10 protein-coding genes are annotated in these 19706 nt (G+C 65.9%); 8 read left to right on the top strand and 2 right to left on the bottom strand.

The window, feature by feature from the left end:
• Positions 1 to 23: 23 nt before the first annotated feature.
• The 3 genes from GBZ48_RS19915 (at position 24) to GBZ48_RS19925 (ending at position 2159) form a co-directional block, all read left to right on the top strand.
• Positions 24 to 830, top strand: coding sequence for a hypothetical protein (locus GBZ48_RS19915; RefSeq protein ID WP_174472591.1), 807 nt, complete (start codon positions 24 to 26; stop codon positions 828 to 830).
• 213 nt (positions 831 to 1043) lie between these two features.
• A complete protein-coding gene (locus GBZ48_RS19920) occupies positions 1044 to 1748 on the top strand; it encodes a regulator of G-protein signaling domain-containing protein (RefSeq protein ID WP_174472592.1) in 705 nt (234 codons plus the stop codon).
• A gap of 192 nt (positions 1749 to 1940) precedes the next feature.
• Positions 1941 to 2159 (top strand): hypothetical protein, encoded by a 219-nt coding sequence (locus GBZ48_RS19925; protein WP_174472593.1) that lies wholly within the window; start codon positions 1941 to 1943, stop codon positions 2157 to 2159.
• Positions 2160 to 2263: 104 nt separating this feature from the next.
• On the opposite strand, the gene GBZ48_RS19930 is transcribed toward GBZ48_RS19925, so the two are convergent.
• Positions 2264 to 2620, bottom strand: a complete 357-nt coding sequence (locus GBZ48_RS19930) for an ATP-binding cassette domain-containing protein (RefSeq protein WP_174472594.1) — start codon at positions 2618 to 2620, stop codon at positions 2264 to 2266.
• A gap of 484 nt (positions 2621 to 3104) precedes the next feature.
• Here GBZ48_RS19930 and GBZ48_RS19935 point away from each other — a divergent pair, with 484 nt between their 5' ends.
• Positions 3105 to 3269: a hypothetical protein gene (locus GBZ48_RS19935; RefSeq protein WP_174472595.1), complete on the top strand. Its 165-nt coding sequence runs from the start codon at positions 3105 to 3107 to the stop codon at positions 3267 to 3269.
• Between the two features lie 23 nt (positions 3270 to 3292).
• Here the strand turns inward: GBZ48_RS19935 and GBZ48_RS19940 are convergent, their stop codons facing one another.
• A complete protein-coding gene (locus tag GBZ48_RS19940; RefSeq protein ID WP_281362450.1) occupies positions 3293 to 5095 on the bottom strand; it encodes a glycosyltransferase family 9 protein in 1803 nt (600 codons plus the stop codon).
• A 293-nt stretch (positions 5096 to 5388) separates the two neighbouring features.
• On the opposite strand from GBZ48_RS19940, the gene GBZ48_RS19950 reads away from it, so the two are divergent.
• The 4 genes from GBZ48_RS19950 (at position 5389) to atoC (ending at position 19412) form a co-directional block, all read left to right on the top strand.
• Positions 5389 to 6468 carry a TIGR03032 family protein gene (locus tag GBZ48_RS19950; RefSeq protein WP_209798495.1) on the top strand — a complete coding sequence of 360 codons (1080 nt, stop codon included), beginning with the start codon at positions 5389 to 5391 and terminating at the stop codon, positions 6466 to 6468.
• 68 nt (positions 6469 to 6536) lie between these two features.
• Complete coding sequence (locus GBZ48_RS19955) at positions 6537 to 16010, top strand: FG-GAP-like repeat-containing protein (protein WP_174472597.1); 9474 nt, start codon at positions 6537 to 6539, stop codon at positions 16008 to 16010.
• Positions 16011 to 16143: 133 nt separating this feature from the next.
• Entirely contained in the window at positions 16144 to 17994 is a 1851-nt protein-coding gene (gene atoS / locus GBZ48_RS19960) for a two-component system sensor histidine kinase AtoS (RefSeq protein ID WP_174472598.1), read from the top strand.
• Positions 17991 to 19412 carry an acetoacetate metabolism transcriptional regulator AtoC gene (gene atoC / locus GBZ48_RS19965; RefSeq protein ID WP_246307334.1) on the top strand — a complete coding sequence of 474 codons (1422 nt, stop codon included), beginning with the start codon at positions 17991 to 17993 and terminating at the stop codon, positions 19410 to 19412. The genes atoS and atoC overlap by 4 nt, the downstream gene beginning before the upstream one ends.
• The last annotated feature ends 294 nt before the right edge of the window (positions 19413 to 19706 follow it).

A 19706-nucleotide genomic window follows, 5' to 3' on the forward strand; every position in this document is an offset into this window, starting at 1 on the left:
AATCGACCCGCAAGGAGGAATAGATGGCGCACGTTCCGTATGATGAGCGGTGGGAAAAGGCCAAGAGGGAGTTCGAGGCGCTCACCGGCAAGCATAAGCCGAAGGAGAGCAAAGGCATTTTCAATGCCTTCGGCAGCCACACCGGCCTGTCCGGTTCGCTGAAGAAATGCGAGAAGGCGCTCACCGCCTGCGACACCGCCAACTCGACCGATGTCAAAGAGGGCAAGAAGGTCGTTGCCGCGTTCCAGGCCGCGTCGAAGGATTTCGCCAAGGCCAAGAAGGGCTATCTTGAAGTCCTTCAGAAGGAAATCTACGCGGAGTTCGACAAGCGTACGGAAAAGGACTTCAAGACGAACTACGAAAAGGCGCTGAAGTTCCTGGTCAAGGAGCTTGCGGCGCTGGAAGCGACCATCGAGTCCGCGGTGGCGATGTACACCCAGAAGTTCAATGAGGCAGAGAAGGATCTGTCCCTCGAGCAGAAAATGCTCAAGAACTGGGAAAAGAACATCAACGGTGCGTTGGCCCGCGCGGCGGCCGGCGTTGCCAAGGTCAAGGCCAAGCCGACGGCGGAAACCTACAACGAGCTGTTCCCGACGCTGGCCCGCGACATCACCATGCAGCTGGTGTTCGCGCGCAAGATCGAAGGCCTGTTGGCCGATCCCGACTTCTTCAAGAAGAAGTTGGACCCCTGGGCCAATCAGAGCAACACGGCCGAGCCGGTGAAGGTGCCGCCGGATGCCACACCGAAGCTGATCCTCGACCATATGAAGGAGTTTTCGGCAGCCTGCAAGGGCGTCGTCCAGCTCGTCAACTCGCGCACGAACGCCTGATCGGCTGCCCGATCCGCCGCCGGTTTGACGCCGGATGGTGCCTGCGCAGGTCGGAGCAGGGCGGGCAAAATACGCCCGCCCGGTCCGACGGATGCCGGTCACCGGAAGGAACAACCGTGTGGGACGGAAAGGCGTCCTCGATGGAACGGCAGCCGTGGCCCATAGAAGGGCGAAAATTTAACGAACAACAATCGTAAAATATAAGAGCAAGAGATGGCAAAGAAATATCTGGAATCCTGGAAGAAGGCCAAAGCCAAATTCGAGGCGGACACCGGCAAGAAAAAGCCCGACCCGAAGAGCCGCTTCGGGAAAATTTTTGCCAAAGTCAGCTCTACGGGATTTGAAAAATCGTTGAAGGCGTACGATGCGGCGAAGACCGTCAAGGAGGCGGAGAAGTACGCACGCGCCTTCCAATCTGCCGCCTCCGACTACATCCCGACGCTGGACGCTGCCGGCAAAGCGGCGCGGCAGGATGGGGACAGCGTGTATGCCGACGCCTGCGCCGCGATGGTTGCGTCGCTCAACAAGATCACCGCAAACGTCTTCATGGATCTGGAACGGTTCGGGAGCTGGCCGGATGACCTCGACGGCTTTTTCAAATCGCCATACTGGCACAAGCTCCTGCTGAAGCAGGCAAAAAAGGAATACTCGACCGAGAATATGGAGCTTTTCGGGCTGATCCTGAACAAGAAGGTGAACTCGGAAGCCAACGCGCAGAAGGCCTATGAACTTTACGTCCGAGTGGGTTCTCAGAAAGAGGTCAACATGTCCTCATCGACCCGGAAGCTCTGCGACAAATGTGCGCAGGACGGCAAATGGAAGGCGATGCCCTGGGACAAGGTCGAGATGGAAGTCGGCGTAAATCTGGCCGATACCGTCGCGAGGCTCGGCGCGGCGGTGGCCGACGGGACGGCGTAGCGCTGCCCACAGCGGTCGCATCTGTCTCCCGCCATAGGATGTCCGCTGGATATTGGAGGTGCGGATTGCCGCGTTGACCTGCATACTCGTCGTTGGGTGTCACCTGTCCCGGAAGTAGGCATTCGGAAGCGTCAGGGTCCGGATGCCGCATCTGTGCGTTTCATCTCCGGGAATGACACCGAGGCGAGTGCCATGATGAAGGATCCGAAGCAGATCGCGCGCGTTTGCCTCCAGGCGGCACGCGTCGACTTGGAAGCGCACGCTGCCTGTGGGCTGATCACCGCGGACGACGAGTTCGGCCTGCGCTACAAGATCGCTGTCCAGGCATGCGATGTGAACGGCGACGATTGCCGGTTTCCCGCCTGCGCGTGCCCTTGGCCGGACTGTTCCCGGCAATCCCGGAACCAGTGATCCGAATATGGGCTGAGGAAGCCGCCGTCGCCGGCCCTCTGACCGGCGACGGCGGCTTCCTTCACGTCGGCTTCCGCCGGAGCGGCGTTACCCGTTTCACACTGTCAGGAACAGCGCGGGGGTCCCCACCCGCGACTGGTCGCGCCGGCGTCCGGTGAGGAGCAGCGGATGCTCGCGGCCTGCCGCCAGATCCAGTCCGGCCAGCGCCAGTTCCGCCAGCGCCTTGTCCCGCTGCTCCGCCTTCGGCAGCCGGCCGGCCATCCACAGGCCGAACCGCACATGTCGAGCACGTCGGGCCAGGGAAACAGCAGCGGCGACTGGAAGACATGGCCGAGCGCCGGTATCTTCGGCGTCACCGTCTCGCCGTCGATGGTGATGCGGCCGGAATCGGGCGGCAGGAAGCCGGACAGCAGGTTCAGCAGCGTGGTCTTGCCGCAGCCCGATGGGCCGAGCAACGCCACGAACTTCCCCGGACGGGCTGATCGAGTGCCGCAAGGGTACCTTCACGGCGGGCAAGCGCGTCCAGCATCCGCCCGGCCTGCCGGCGGGAGCGCCGGTGCTGGTGATGGACCGCCGTTCCGTCTTCGTCGGCGGCGGCTGCGCCGACCGTTCGGTTTTCCATATCAGATCCGAACGCTACAGCGTCATCCTGTCCCACCGCTGGGAAGGGTAGGGTTGGGCGACGGACATCCCGGCTTGATAATACATGAAATATCTGTGCATCAGAATTTTAAATCGCTATCTTTACAGTAGGAATAAATAAGGTCTATGTTCTCTCCAGATGGTGAATGGAGAGCGCTGCACACGACCCCGAACGAGGAAGGATAGCGATCCGCGGCAGTCCATCGCTGTCGCCCGGACAGTCCCCGCCGATCCGGATACCCCGCTGCCGCCAACCGATCCGAATTTCAAAATTTGAAAGCCAGATTTTTGAAAGCCAGCCCCATGCTCGATCTGATCCTTCGTTCCACCGCCCTGGTCGCCGGCACCCTGTCGCTGCTGGCCGCACTCGGCCTTGCCCAGCCTGCCTTTTCGCGGACCGTGCCTACCGGCCCGGCGAAGGTGCCGGTGATGGTTGGCGTCGGCGGGCTGCCGTCGGTCGGCCAATAGCAGTTCCCGCGTTCGGCGGTTTCTCACGGCATAGCCCAACGCTCCAGGGCGGTGCGGACCCGAAGGATGACGGGAGGCCAGTCGCCCGGCCGGTCCTGGCGGAACAGGCGCATCGTCGGATACCAGGGGCTGTCGGACCGGTCGCGCAGCCAGCGCCAGCAGGCATCATGGCGCGACAGCATCCAGACCGGCCGTCCCAGCGCGCCGGCCAGATGGCACACCGAGGTGTCCACGCTGATGACGAGGTCGAGTTCCGCGACGAGCGCGGCGGTGTCGGCGAAATCCTCGACCTCATCCATCCAGTCGACAAGGTCGAGACCGGGCGGACACGCCTCGCTCGCCGGCGGACCTTTTTGCAGGCTGTAGAACCTCACACCCGGAATGCCCGCGAGCGGAGCCAGCGCGGAAAGCGGCAGGCTGCGCCGCCGGTCGACCATATGCGCGACGAACTGGTCGTCATGCGCCGAACCGGCCCAGACCAGACCGACCTTCAGTCCGCCCTCACCGCCGGGGCTCCCGTCGAGCCTCCGTTTCCAGGCGGCGCGCTCCTGCCCGGACGAGCTCAGATATGGGACGGAGGCCGGAATGGTGGCCAGACCCGTGCCGAACACCAGGGGAAGGCTGAGCAGCGGAATGCAGGCATCGCAAGCCGGTGGCGGCTCCGTGAGCGACCGGACGGAGGCGATGCCGGGAAGCCCGGACAGCAGCCGGACCAGCGCCGGCTGCACCATCAGGTGGACCTGGGCGCCGAGTGCCGCCAGCATCGGGGCATAACGGACGAACTGAAGCGTATCTCCCTGCCCCTGTTCGGCGACCAGAAGGAGTGAGCGCCCTGCCGGATTTCCGCCGGTCCAGTGTGGCGCATGGGCCGGATAGGCCACATGCTCCATCCGCCAGCGCGATTCGTAGAGGCGCCACCCCTTGGCGAAGTCGCCTTCCGCCAGCAGCACCATGGACAGGTTGAAGCGGGCGATGTCGCTTTCGGGCTGAAGCGCCAGGGCGCGCTCGTTGCCGCGGCGCGCCGGTTCCGTCATTCCGCTGCCATGTTCAGCCAGGGACAGGTTGATGAGGGCGGCCGGAGAAGCCGGTTGCAGGACGAGAGAGTGGCGGGCCAGCGATAGGGCCGTCGCGAAATCGCCGCGCAGGGTTGCCGCCAGACTGTCGCCGGCTTCGGCATGTCCTTCCAGCGGCGCCAGCCGGCGCAGCCGGCCATGCAGGGCCTGCGCCGCGTCGAGCCTGCCCAGCCTGATCAGCAGGCCGGCATGGTTCACATAGCCGGCCGGGCGGTCAGGCGCCAGCGCAACCGCGCGCTGGACACAGGCAAGCGGAAGAGCCGGCTCCACCGTTTTGCCAAGCCCTCCGGCCAGCGCCAGCCACGGCAGCGGGTTATCCGGAGCCAGCCGCACCGCCCGGCGGAGGACAATCGGCAGGCGCTCCATCGCCCGCCGGTCCAGCAGGATCGAGCCGGCGACCGACCAGGCTTCGGCAAACCCCGGATCGAGCGCCAATGCGCGCATCGCGGCGCGCGCCGCGACCTTGGAGCGGCGGCTTTTGAGTAACAGCGCGGCCAGCCCGGTCCAGGCCTTCGGGTAGGCAGGACGCAACCGCAATGCATGGCGGTAAGCCTGCGCCGCACCGGCAGATTGGCCCAAGGCACGCCGCGCTTCAGCGAGATTATGCCAGATGCTTGCCCGATGGGGCGCCAACAGGGCGGCTGTGGTGAAGTGGGAAGCGGCAAGCGCTGCCTCTCCCTCGGCCAGGGCGGCGGCGCCTCGGAGGGTGAGGGCGACGGCCGGGTCTGCAAAACTTTTGGTTTGGTAGGACATAATAAAATTGCCCTCTGGAACGTCTCGGACCGATGCAGAGCAGCCTTGGAGAGATGTATAGGCGGATTGGTGCTTCGGTCCGATTCGGACGGATGAAATTCCCGGTCCGCTCCGACCTCTGCAATCTTAAATCGTTCCTCCGTCGATATCCTCCCAAGTCATTTCTATCTTCGGATGCGGGTAATTCCCAACTTAAAGGAGATTTCATATTCTATTATTAATTTAACTTTATTTTACGGCGTATGCGAATAAATCATTGAGGATGGTTGGGGACGGACGAGAGGGAACGTTGGATGGCCACTGAAGAACGATCCCTGCCCATGGCGGCCCGGCCAATGCTGGAAGCTACACCGAGTCTGCCCGACTGGCTGGAGACGATCGGCTGCGCGATTGCCTTTTCGACATACGAGACCCACAGGCTGTTCTTTCTGGGGTTGGGTGAGGATGGGCGTTTGAAGGCCCATGAGCGGATGGTGCAGCGTTGCCAGGGGCTGTGTATCGACGGCGGCGCGCTGTGGGTCGGCGGGCAGTCCCACCTCTGGCGCTTCGCCAATACGCTTCAGCCATCCGACCGGACGCCGTCGGGCGCGGACCGTCTTTACGTGCCGCGCCTGGGCTATATGACCGGCGACGTCGATATCCATGACATCGCGGTCGGGCATGACGGTGTTCCGGTCTTCGTCAACACCCGCTTCAGCTGTCTTGCCGTTCCCGACCCCGACCGGGGCTTCCGTCCGGTCTGGAAGCCCGCCTTCATTTCCGCTCTGCGCAACGAGGACCGCTGCCATCTGAACGGGATGGCGCTCGGCGAGGACGGCCGGCCGATGTTCGCGACGGCATTGGGCCGCTGCGATGTCATCGAGGGCTGGCGCGAGCGCCGGACCGACGGAGGCGTGCTGATCGATGTCCCGTCCGGCGAGGTCGCCTGTGCCGGACTGTCGATGCCCCACTCCCCCCGCTGGCACCGCGGCCGGCTTTGGCTGCTCAATTCCGGCAGCGGCGAACTTGGAACGGTGGACGGAAGCGGCCGCTTCGAGCCGGTCTGCTTCTGCCCCGGCTTCGCGCGCGGGCTGGCCTTTCACGGGAAATGGGCGGTCATCGGGCTGTCGCGTCCACGGGGCGGTCACGGAACGCTGAGCGCCTTGCCGCTCGAACCGGCGCTGGAGCGGGCCGGGGTTTCCGCCCAGTGCGGCTTGGCCGTCGTCGATACGGACAGCGGAACCGTGGCGCATATGCTGTGGCTGCATCACACCGTGAACGAGCTGTACGACGTCGCCATCCTTCCCGGCGTACGCCGTGCGGAGGCGGTGGGATTGCTCGACGCGCGGGCGCTGGCCGAAGCGGTGACCATTCCAACGGAGATTCCGAATTGACCGGACGTCCGATGGCGGACGATGAGCGGAATTGTTGTCGGCGCTTGCATTTGAGGGGCTGAAAGATCGTGACCACTCCCACCTTTACCCTGGTCGGCACCAATTCTTTCGGCCTCAACGGCGTCGGCAATTATGCCGCCCCCACGTTCAAGGATCTCGACGGCGACGGCGACCTGGATCTTCTGGTCGGCAACGTGCTTGGCGAGACGGTGTATTTCGCCAATATCGGAACGGCGCTGGCACCGACCTACTCCCTGCAAGGCACGAATCTTTTCGGCCTCTCCAGTTTCGATACTTATGCGAAGCCAAGCTTCGTCGATATCGATGGCGATGGCGACCTCGATCTGTTCATCGGCAGCAAGAGCGGCGGCACGCGGTTCTTCCGCAACAACGGAACGTCATCCTCCCCAACCTTCTCGCTGGAGGGGACCAACCTCTTCGGCATCGTCACCGGCAGCTACATGGCTCCGACCTTCGCCGATCTGGACGGCGACGGAGATGCAGATCTGCTGATGGGGGACCAATCCAACGGCCTCCTTCTGTACCGCAACAACGGGACGTCGTCGTCGCCGACCTTTTCGCTGGAGGGAACGAACCTCTTCGGCATGACGGCGGGTGTCAGTCACAATGCGCCGGTCCTCGTCGACCTGGACGGTGACGGCGATCTCGACCTCGTGAACAAGGATGTCGTTTCCATCAACGTCGGGACGACATCGTCCCCCACATTCTCCCTTGTCGGCACGGCTGTCTACGGTCTCGTCACCGGGGGCTATCCGATGCCGGCGCTGGCCGACCTCGATGGCGACGGCGACGTCGACGCGCTCTATGGCGTCGTCAATGGCTCCCTGATATATCTCAGGAACGTCGCGCCGGTCGTCAGAATCCTGGCCGATTCCGGCAACACGCTGACGCTGTCGCAGATCAACACGCTGACAGGCGGTGCCGGGACCGACGCCATCACGCTGGGCGATATCGGTGCGACCTTCGGCGTTACCGGCGTCGAAACGCTGACGGGCGGAGCCGGCACCGACGTCGTCACGCTGGGCACCGCCGGCGCCACGATGCTGCTATCGTGGTTGGAAACCGTGCTCGGCGGTAGTGGCACCGACATCATCCTGCTCGGCACCGCAGGCAACACCCTTGCGGTCGCGGCAATCGAGACGCTGACCGGCGGGTCCGGCACCGATGTCGTGACGCTCGGCACCACAGGCAACACGCTGAGCGTCACCGCCATCGAGACCCTGACCGGCGGCAGCGCAAGCGACCTCGTGATGCTCGGCACTGCGGGCAACACGATTCTGGTTTCGCTTATCGAATCGCTGACCGGTGGTGCCGGCACCGACATCGTCACGCTCGGCACTGCGGGCAACACTCTCACGGTCGCCACAATCGAGACGCTGACCGGCGGCGGCGGCGCCGATGTCGTAACGCTCGGCACCGCAGGCAACACGATTCTGGTTTCGCGCATCGAAACGCTGAGAGGCGGCGCCGGTACCGATATCGTCATGCTCGGCACTGCGGGCAACACTCTTACGGTCGCCGCAATCGAAACGCTGACCGGCGGCGTCGGCACCGACATCGTGACGCTCGGCACCAGTGGCAACACGCTGAGCGTCAACGGTATCGAGACCCTGACCGGCAGCAGCGGCACCGATGTCGTGACGCTCGGCACCGCAGGCAACACGATTCTGGTTTTGCGCATCGAGACGCTGACAGGCGGCACCGGCACCGATGTCGTGACACTCGGCACCGGCGGCAACTCGGTGCTGGCATCCGACATCGAGACGTTGATCGGCGGGGCTGGCGCGGATTTCATCATACTCGGCACCGCAGGCAGCACGATTCAGGTCTCCCGCGTCGAAACACTGACGGGAGACAGCGGCACCGATGTCGTAACCGTGGGGTCCGCCGGCGTAACGATGAGGATGCAAGGCATCGAGACCTTGACCGGTGGGGCCGGTATCGATGTCCTGACGCTGGGCTCCACCGGCAACACGGTGATGTTTGCCGCCGTGGAAAGCATCATCGGCGGCACCGGTACAGATGTTGTGACCTTCGAGTCGGCCGGCAGCACGGTATTGATCTCGGCACTTGAAACACTGATCGGCGGTGCAGGTGTCGATTTCGTCGCAACCAGCGCCAGCGGCGGGACCCTGGTTGTTTCCCTGGTCGAAACGTTAAGCGGTAATTCAGGCCGTGACGCCATATCGCTGGCGGCATCAGGCAACACCATCCTGCTTTCGCGCATCGAAATGCTGACAGGCGGGGCCGGCACCGATGTCGTGACGTTCGGAGCCAGCGGAAACACGACACTGACATCCGGCATCGAGACTTTGACCGGCAGCACCGGCACCGACTTTGTGACACTGGGCACCGCCGGCAACACGCTGTCGGTCTCGGCTGTCGAATCGCTGACCGGCGGTGCCGGCACCGACGTCGTGACGCTCGGCACCGGCGGCAACACCCTGCTGGTCCTGGCTCTCGAAACGCTGACGGGTGGGGCCGGCACCGACGTGGTGACGCTTGGCACCGGCGGCAACATGGTGCTGGCATCCGACATCGAGACGCTGAACGGCGGGGCTGGCGTGGATGTCGTTGTCCTCGGCACCGGCGGCAGCACGATTCAGGTTTTCCGCATCGAAACGCTGGTGGGGGACAGCGGCACCGATGTCGTGACGGTGGCATCCAGCGGCGCATCGATAACGGTAGAAAACCTCGAGACGTTGACCGGAGGTATCGGCAGCGATGTGGTGATGTTGGGCACGTCCGGCAACACGATGTTGGTCTCGACTGTCGAATCGCTGACCGGCGGTGTCGGCACCGACGTCGTGATGCTCGGCACCGCGGGCAACACGGTTCTGGTTTCGCTCATCGAAACGCTGACCGGCGGTGTCGGCACCGACGTCGTGACGCTGGGCGCCGCCGGAAACACCCTGCTGACGACCGGCATCGAAACGCTCATCGGTGGCTCCGGCACCGATGTCGTCGTGATCGGCTCCAGCGGGGCGACCATTCACGTCGCCAATATCGAAACCGTCATCGCGACGGGGCAGACCCTTCATCTGAGCGGGCTGGAAACCCTGGTCAGCATTCTCACTGCCGACGTTCTCGTCCTGGACGACGGTGGCAGCACCCTGTCCGTCTCCACCCAATACAGGACCATTCTCGGATCGTCGGCATCCGATGTGATCGCGCTTGGAAGCGGCGGCAGCACGGTTCTCGTCGAACGCCTCGAAACGCTGACCGGATCGAACGGCGGCGATGCGGTGATCGTCGGCACGGCCGGCATCACGCTGCTGGCCACGCTGTTCGAAACGATCATCGGCGGGGCCGGCACCGACATCATCACCCTTGGCGGCGCAGGCGGCACCCTGCTCGTCGACCGGCTGGAGACTTTGAGCGGCGGCAGCGGAGTCGATATCGTCACCCTGGGCACCACCGGCACAACCCTGCTGGTGAATGGCATCGAGACATTGGCAGGGTCGGCAGGCACCGATGTCGTCACATTGGGAGCCGGCGGCAACACGATCCTGGCCGATCTGATCGAGACTCTCGTCGGCGGCACGGGGGACGATCTGGTCGTCCTCGGCACGTCCGGGTCCACCATCTCCCTCTCGGCCATCGACAGCCTGACCGGTGGATCCGGGACCGATGTCATTGCGCTGGGCTCGGCCGGCAACACCCTGCTGCTGCGCGGCATCGAGACGCTGGCCGGTGGCGCCGGCACCGACATCGTCACGCTGGGCATCACCGGCAACACCCTGCTGGTTTCGGCTCTCGAAACAATCGTCGGCGGTGCGTCTCTCGACTCAATTTCGCTGGGCACCGCGGGCAGCACCCTGTTTGCAACCGCTCTCGAGACGCTGACAGGCGGACTGGGCACCGACGTCGTGGCTCTCGGTTCTGCCGGCAACACCCTGTCCGTTTCGGGTGTCGAGACCATTGCCGGCGGCGGTGGCGCCGATGTCGTCGCCCTGGGCACGGCCGGCAACACCCTTCAGATCTCAGGCCTGGAGACGATCACCGGCGGTGCGGGCACCGATGTCGTGACGCTCGGTTCCGCCGGCGGCACCCTGCTTGCCAATTTGCTGGAGACGATTGCCGGCGGCACGGGCTCCGAGCTGATTTTCCTTGGCTCGGCCGGCGGCACGATCCTGGTGTCCGGCCTGGAAATGCTGATCGGCGGTGCCGGCGCCGACATCGTCACTCTGGGGCCGGCCGGCAGCACGGTCGTTGTGCGTGGCCTTGAAAGCCTGACCGGCGGTTCGGGCATCGATGCCGTCACCATCGGCGACACCGGCATCACCATGGCGGCCTCGGGCATCGAGACGCTGGTCGGCGGTTCGGGCAGCGATGCCATCACCCTGGGCACAGCCGGCGGCACCCTGCTGGTTCGGGCGATGGAGACCCTGACCGGCGGCATCGGCACCGACGTGATCGCCATCGGGTCGGCCGGCGGCACTCTGCTTGCCGACCTGCTGGAGACGATTGTCGGTGGTGCGGGCTCCGAGTTGATCTTCCTCGGCTCGACCGGTTCGACGGTCACGGTATCGGGCATCGAGATCCTGATCGGTGGGGCCGGCACCGACGTTGTCGCACTGAATGGCGGCGGCAACACCCTGCTGTTGCGCGGCATCGAGACCCTGACCGGCAACAGCGGCACCGATGTGGTGACGCTGGGCGACACCGGCAACACGGCGACGGTCTCCCTGTTCGAGACCATCATCGGCGGCACCGGTGTCGACGCCATCCTGCTCGGCAATGCCGGCAACACGCTGGCGGTGTCGCAGCTGGAGACGCTGTGGGGCGGGTCCGGCCTTGACGTGGTGACGCTGGGGTCCGGCGGCAGCACGCTGATGACGGTGGCGGTGGAAACACTGATCGGCGGCAGCGGCCTGGATGCGGTGACGCTGGGCACCGGCGGCACGACGGTGCGGATTGTCGGCATCGAGTCCGTCACCGGCAACAGCGGGCGTGACGTCGTCCAGCTGTCCGACGGCGGCGGCACCTTCGTCGTCAATCTGCTGGAAACGCTGGTCGGCAGTTCGGGCAACGACGTGGCGGTGGTCGGCGAGTTGGGCGGCGGCTCGACCCTGCTGATCGCCGGGCTGGAGATCCTCGTCGGCAGTTCCGGCTCCGACATCGTCACGTTGAGCGACGGCGGCAACACCACGCTGCTGCGCATGCTGGAGACGCTGACCGGTGGGACCGGGCTGGACGCCATCACCATCGGCAACCGCGGCTCCACCATGCTGGCGTCGAACCTTGAGACGCTGGTCGGCGGCTTCGCGCTGGACGTGATCGGGCTTGGCACCGGCGGCAACACGCTGCTGGTGTCGCAGCTGGAGACGCTGACCGGCGGGGCCGGTCTGGACATCGTGACGCTCGCGACCGCCGGTTTCGACATCGCGGCGGACATGAACCGGGTGTCTGGGACCAGCGGCAACACGCTGCTGGTCTCCGGGCTGGAGACGCTGATCGGGTCGAGCGGGACGGACGTTGTCTATCTCGGCTCGGCCGGCAACACGTTGCTGGTGTCGGGGCTCGAGATCCTGGTCGGCGGCAGCGGCAGCGACGCGGTGACGCTGGGCGATGGCGGCAATACCGTGCTGCTGCGCGGCATCGAGACGCTGACCGGCAACAGTGGTGTCGACGTCCTGACGCTGGGCGACACCGGCAATACGGCGACCGTATCGCTGTTCGAGACTATCATCGGCGGCACCGGCAATGACCTCATCGCCCTCGGGCCGACCGGCAACACGCTGGTTGTGCTGGGTGTCGAGACGCTGGTCGGCGGATCCGGCCTGGACGTGGTGACGCTGGGGTCCGGCGGCAGCACGATCTCGACCGTGGCGGTGGAAACGCTGATCGGCGGCAGCGCTCTGGATGTGGTGACGCTGGGCACCGGCGGTACGACGGTGCGGATCGTCGGCATCGAGTCCGTCACCGGCAACAGCGGGCGCGACGTCGTCCAGCTGTCGGAGAGCGGCGGCACCTTCATCGTCAATTTGCTGGAAACGCTGGTCGGCAGTTCGGGCAACGACGTGGCGGTGGTCGGCGAGCTTGGCGGCGGCTCGACCCTGCTGATCGCCGGGCTGGAGATCCTCGTCGGCAACTCCGGCTCCGACATCGTCACGCTGAGCGACGGCGGCAACACCACGCTGCTGCGCATGTTGGAGACGCTGACCGGCGGGGCTGGGCTGGACGCCATCACCATCGGCAATCGCGGCTCGACCATGGTGGCGTCGAACCTGGAGACGCTGATCGGCGGCTTTGCGCTGGATGTGATCGGGCTTGGCACCGGCGGCAACACGCTGCTGGTGTCGCAGTTGGAGACGCTGACCGGCGGGGCCGGGCAGGACATTGTGACGCTCGCTACCGCCGGCTTCGACAGTGCGGCGGACATGAACCGGGTGTCGGGCACCAGCGGCAACACGCTGCTGGTCTCCGGGCTGGAGACGCTGGTCGGGTCGAGCGGGACCGACGTGATCTATCTCGGCTCGGCCGGCAACACGCTGCTGGTGTCGGGGTTGGAGATCCTGGTCGGCGGGGCAGGCAGCGATGCGGTGACGCTGGGCGACGGCGGCAACACGGTTCTGCTGCGCGGCATCGAGACACTGACCGGCAACAGCGGTGTCGACGTCCTGACGTTGGGCGACACTGGCAACGTGGCGACGGTGTCGCTGTTCGAGACCATCATCGGCGGTACCGGTGTCGACAGCATTCTGCTCGGCACCGGTGGCTCCACGCTGCTGGCGTCGCAGTTGGAAACGCTGTCGGGCGGGGCGGGGCTCGATGTGGTGATGCTGGGGTCCGCCGGCAGCACCTTGGTGGTGGCCCAGCTTGAGACGCTGCGGGGTGGGGCCGGTCTGGACGTGGTGACGCTTGGCACCGGCGGCACGACGCTGACGGTGTCGGCCATCGAAACCATCACCGGCGGTGCGGCGACCGATGCCATCACCATCGGGTCGGGCGGCATTACGCTACAGGCGACCGCGCTCGAAACCATCATCGGCGGCGAAGGTCTGGATCTGGTCTTCCTGGGTGGTGCCGGCAGCACTCTGCTGGCATCGGCGCTCGATATCCTGGTCGGCGGCAGCGGTCGGGATGTCATCGCGCTGGGCGCTGGCGGCAACACGCTTCTGCTGCGCGCGATCGAAACGCTGACCGGCGGGGCGGGCAGCGATGCCGTCACCATCGGCGACACCGGCTCCACCATGCTGGTGGGTGCGGTCGAGACGCTGACCGGCGGGACCGGGCTGGACATCGTCGCATTGGGTTCGAGCGGCAACACGCTGACGGTGTCGCTCCTCGAAACGCTGACCGGTGGGGCAGGCAGCGACGTGGTCGCGATCGGCACCCTGGGGGCGACCCTGGTGGCCAATGCCCTTGAAACCCTGCTGGGTGGCACGGCATCCGAACTCATCTTCCTCGGTTCGGGCGGGTCGACGATCTCGGCGTCGGGCATCGACACCCTGATCGGCGGCACCGGCACGGATGTCGTGACGCTGGGTTCGGCGGGCAACACCATCCTGCTGCGCGGCATCGAGACCCTGATCGGCAACGGCGGTGTCGACGTGCTGACGCTCGGCGATACCGGCAGCACCTCGACGGTTTCGCTTTTCGAAACGATCATCGGCGGCCTCGGCAGAGACCTCATCGCCCTCGGCACGGCCGGCAACACGCTGGTGGTCACGGGTGTCGAGACATTGGTCGGTGGGACCGGCACCGACATCGTGACCATCGGCACCGCCGGCGGCACGCTGCTGGTGTTCGGTATCGAGACGCTGATCGGCGGCACGGGCCTGGAGGTCATCTTCACCGGTTCGACTGGGTCTACCCTGACCGTCTCGGGCGCGGACTTCGTGATCGGCAACTCCGGCACCGACGTGCTGACCCTGGGTTCGGCGGGCAACACCACCACCATCCGGGGCATCGAGACGCTGATCGGCGGCACCGGCACCGACCTCGTGTTCCTGGGCGATACCGGCAATACGATGACGCTGGGTTCGGGTGTCGAGATTCTGGTCGGCGGCGCCGCCACCGACGTGGTGACCATCGGCACGGCGGGCGCCACCCTGCTGACCCGCGGTGTCGAGACCCTGATCGGTGCGGCCGGTATCGATGTCATCACCCTCGGCGACACCCCGAATACGGTCACCGTCACCGGCATCGACAGCCTGACCGGCGGTGCCGGCACCGACGTCGTCTTCATCGGCCCGGCCGGCGTGACGATGACGGTCTCGGGCATCGAGTTCCTGGTCGGCGGTGTCGGTTCGGATGTCGTGACGCTGGGGGCGGGCGGGGCGACGGCCACCGTCCGCGGCATCGACACCCTGTCGGGCGGTGCCGGCAGCGATTTGGTGATCCTGGGCGACACCGGCGTCACCATGCGGGCCGAGAGCGGGATCGAGATCATCGTCGGCGGTGCGGCCACGGACGTGGTCAGCTTCGGCGACGGCGGTTCGACCGTCCTGCTGCGCGGCATCGAGACGCTGACCGGCGGCACCGGCAACGACGCGATCACCTTGGGCGATACGCCGAACACGGTCACGGTCAGCGGCATCGACAGCCTGACCGGCGGCGCTGCCACCGACATCGTCCTCACCGGTTCGGCCGGCGTGACGATGACGGCCTCGGGCGTCGAGTTTCTGGTTGGCGGCGCCGGCTCGGATGTCGTGACCCTGGGTGCGGCGGGCAACACCGTCATCACCCGCGGCATCGACACCATGATCGGCGGTGCGGGCAGCGACCTGGTGATCCTGGGCGACACCGGCGTCACCATGCGGGCCGAGAGCAGGATCGAGATCCTGGTCGGCGGCGCCGGTTCCGACCTCGTCAGCCTCGGCGATGGCGGCAACACGGTCCTGCTGCGTGGCATCGAGACCCTGACCGGCGGCACCGGCAACGACGTGATCACGCTGGGCAACACCGGCGTGACCATGTCGGTGCAGAACGTCGAGACGCTGGTCGGCGGCACGGGCACCGACGCCATCACGGTGACCGGCGGTTCGGGCATCCGCTTCCAGGCCGGCACGGGCGACAGCCTGACCCTGGCCTCTGGCAGCGGCACCGACACGGTGGTGTACTCGTCCTTCACCGACATCTCGGCCCCCGACATCTCGGCGTTGGGCGCGAACACCGGCTTCGTCTCGGTGTCGAACTTCCAGTCGGGCGCCGACAAGGTGCAACTGACCGATGCCGCCCGGACCGTTGCGGACCGGAACGGCGACGCTTCGCTGACCACGGCAAGCGCGGCGACCAACGGAGTGAGCATGACCAACGAGCTGGTGAGCCTGACTTCGGTCGTCAGCGGCAGCCTGACGGATGCCGGCCTCGCCAATTTCCGCACGGCCCTGGGGACGCTGACGAACTCGTCGGCCGGTGCAAGCATGCTGGTTCTGGCCAACAACGGCACCAGTTCCGGCTTGTACCAGGTAATCGACACCAACGGCGACGGACAGGTGGCCGCCACCGAGGCCCGGCTGCTCAGCATCTACAACAGCACGGTGCTTTCGCTCTCCGACGTCAACCTCGGTTGATCCGGGTGCCGGTGTGGTATTGCGGCAGGCTGGGGAAGGCAGGTGTTCCTCCTTCCCCAGCCTGCCGCAAATCTGCTATGGCCGCGGAACCGGGCGTGGGCTAGACCATGCCCGGGTGAAAGGAGTGGGTGCCATGTGGCCCCTTGACTGGATCCGCCGTTCCCTGCCGAGCACCCTGCGCGGCAAGCTGCTTCTGGTATCGCTCGCCGTGGTGGTTCTGCCCATCTCGCTGACCGGCTATCTGCTGGAGCGGGAGGGGCGACAGGCGCTGGTCCGGGAAAAGTCGGAGAAGCTCTTCGGTCTGACGCGCCTGCTGGATGCTCATCTCGGCCCCGGCTTCGAGTCCCTTCTGACAGATGCCGGTGTTGCGACCGGCGACCGCGATGCCGCCATCCGGGTCCTTTCGGGCCGGCTGACCCCCTTCACCGACATGATCGCCGGGGCGAATCCCGGCGTGGGTGTCGGCTATTACAGCAAAGCGCTCAACGCCATCATCACCTATGGGCCGAGCCGGGACTACAGTGCGACGGTCGGCACCACGATACCGCCGGAGCATCCGGGCTGGCATGTGCTGGAAAGCGGAAAGCAGGCCGTCGAGAGCGGCCGGCAGGTGCGCGGCTTTATCCTGAACGCGATGCTGCCCATCCTCCGCGACGGCGGCGTGATCGGCTATATCTGGGCCAATGAGCTTTCCGACGATGTGGAGCGGCAGGCAGCCGCCATGGACCGCGCGGTCCTGACCGTCAGCCTTGGCGGAATACTGCTTGGGCTTGTGCTGACGCAGGTGCTGACGCGCGGGGTCGGCCGCGACATTCGCCAGATCATCGACGGCCTGCTGCGCATGCGGAGCGACCTTGGCGACGCGATCCGGCCGCCGCCGGGCGAGGTCGGCGCCATCGCGGTCGAGGTCAACGCCATGGCCCGCGCCCTGCTGGATGCCAAGTCGCTGACCGAGAATATCCTGCACAGCATCGCCGACGGCGTGATCGCTGTGGATCGGGCCGGGCAGGTCACGGCACTCAACCCGGCTGCCGAGGCGATGATCGGGGTGAGCGCCGCCGAGGTGATCGGCAGGCCCTACGAGTCCCTGTTCAAGCCGGATGGCCGCTTCGCCAGCCCATTGCTCGACACGCTGAAGACCGGCCGGCAGCATGTCGGCGTGGTGCTGGATTTCCCGGGGACCAGACAGACCCTTCATCTCACGGTATCGAGCAGCGTTCTGCGCAACAGCCATGGCGAGGCCATCGGCGCGGTGGTGGTGCTGAAGGACTTGACCGAGCAGCAGCGGCTCCGCACCCAGGTCATGCGGGCCGACCGGCTGGCGGCGCTGGGCGAGCTGGTCGCCGGCCTCGCCCACGAGGTGCGCAATCCGCTGACCTCGATCCGCGGCTTCATGCAGTTTCTGGAAAGCTCCGACGATGTCGCCGAGTGGCAGCGCTATGCCCCGTTGATCGTGCGGCAGGTCGACAGCCTGAACCGCCTCGTCACTGAACTGCTGGAGTTCGGCCGGCCCCGCCCGCCGGCCTTCCTGCCGGTGCAGCTGAACGATCTGATCCGCGAGGTGTCCTTGCTGGCCGGGCGCAAGTCGAATGCCCGCATCGCCCTGCATCCCGCCCCCGACCTGCCCCTGGCCGAAGCCGACGGCGAGGCGCTGAAGCAGGTCATGCTCAACCTGATCATCAACGCGGTGCAGGCGACCTCGGAAACCGGAGGCATCGCCATCGCCACCGCCATGGCGGCGGATGGCCGCGAAGCCGTCATCACGGTGAGCGACGACGGCGAGGGAATCGCGCCGGAGAACCTCGACAAGGTGTTCGATCCCTTCTTTTCGACCAAGCCGCAGGGGACCGGGCTTGGGCTGGCGATGGCGCACCGGATCGTCGACGCGCATCATGGCACCATGGCCATCGCCAGCGTGCCGGGTGCCGGCACCACGGTAACCCTGCGGATTCCCATCCTTCACAACCGGGCGGTTGACGCATGACGACCCAGTTCCCTGCCATGCAGGCCATTTCGGCGCCGGCCGTCCTGGTGGTGGACGATGACGAGGCGATCCGCGAGATGCTCGCCGCGGTGCTGACGCGCGACGGGCTGTCGGTGACCACCGCCGCCGACGGGGTGGAGGCGGTCGCCGCCTTCGCCGCGCAGCGCCATGCCGTGGTGCTGATGGATGTCCGCATGCCGCAGATGACCGGGTTGCAGGCGCTGGCGGAAATCCGGAAGCTCGACCGCTCCACCGCGGTGATCCTGATGACCGCCTATGCCGAGGTGGGCGCTGCGGTCCAGGCGATCAAGGATGGCGCCTTCGACTATGTCATCAAGCCCTTCGACATCGCGGAGATCCTGCTGCAGGTCGGGCGGGCGTTGCAGATGCGCCGGATGCGCGACGACATCGCCACCCTGCATCGCGAACTGTCCAGCAGCTATCGCACCGACCGCATCCTGACCGCCAGCCCGCGCATGAGCGAGCTTCTCCAGACCATCGCCAAGGTCGCCAAGAGCAACGCCACCGTGCTGGTGACCGGCGAGAGCGGGACCGGCAAGGAGCTGGTGGCGGCGGCCATCCACTACAACAGCCCGCGCAATGCCGGCCCCTTCGTCAAGGTCAACTGCGCCGCAGTGCCGGAAGGGCTGCTGGAAAGCGAGTTCTTCGGCCATGAGAAGGGGGCCTTCACCGGGGCCCAGGCGCGCCGCCGCGGCCGCTTCGAACAGGCGGAGCACGGCACCCTGTTCCTCGACGAGATCGGCGACATCTCCCCCAGCCTGCAGGTGAAGCTGCTGCGCGTGCTTCAGGAGCGTGAGTTCGAGCGGGTCGGCGGCACCGAGCTGGTGCGCACGGATGTGCGCGTCATCGTCGCCACCAACCGCAACCTTGAGGAGATGGTCCGCCAGGGACTGTTCCGGCAGGACCTCTATTTCCGGCTGAATGTCGTGACCCTCAGGACCGTGCCGCTGCGCGAGCGCCCGGAGGATGTCCGCCTGCTCGCCAGCCATTTTCTGCAACGCTTCGCCGCTGAGAACCGCATCGAGGTCAGCGGCATCGACGAGCAGGCGATGGAGCGCCTGCTGGCCTACCGCTGGCCGGGCAACATCCGCGAACTGTCGAATGCGATGGAGCGCGCGGTGGTGATGAGCACCGGTGCCATGATCGTCACCGAGGATCTGCCGGAGCAGATCGCCGGGCAGGCCGGGGACAGCGAGCCGGTCGCCGAAAACGACGGTGACGGCGCCGCCGCCCCGTCCGCCGCCGGCAGCCTGCGCGAACAGGTCAGCCGCTTCGAGGCGCGGGTGGTGGCCGAGGCGCTGGCCCGCAACGACGGCAACCGGATGAGGACGGCCCAGCAGTTGGGGATCAGCCGCCGCTCCCTGCTCTACAAGCTACAGGAATACGGCATTTCCTGAACGGCCGGTCTGAGGGGGCTGCTGCGCAAGTTTTTGCGCAGCACGCACAAAGTTGCGCACCGGATCGGGCGGATGCGCCGGCTCTCTCCCGGTTCCGACTGGCGGCGGCCGCCGAATTCCAGGGCAGGTGCTGGATTTCTCCGCCATCCGGACCGGAACCGGCGATTGGCACATCCATTGCTAGAGTGTGGGTATATCGGCCGGCTCAAACGGTCCACGGCAATTGCCTGGATGTCGCGGGTCTCCCGATCGCAGCGCTATGAAACCAAGAATGAGCGCGCGGTCCACCTCTCA

Origin of the sequence: Azospirillum melinis, assembly GCF_013340935.1 — a bacterium.
GTDB lineage: Bacteria > Pseudomonadota > Alphaproteobacteria > Azospirillales > Azospirillaceae > Azospirillum > Azospirillum melinis.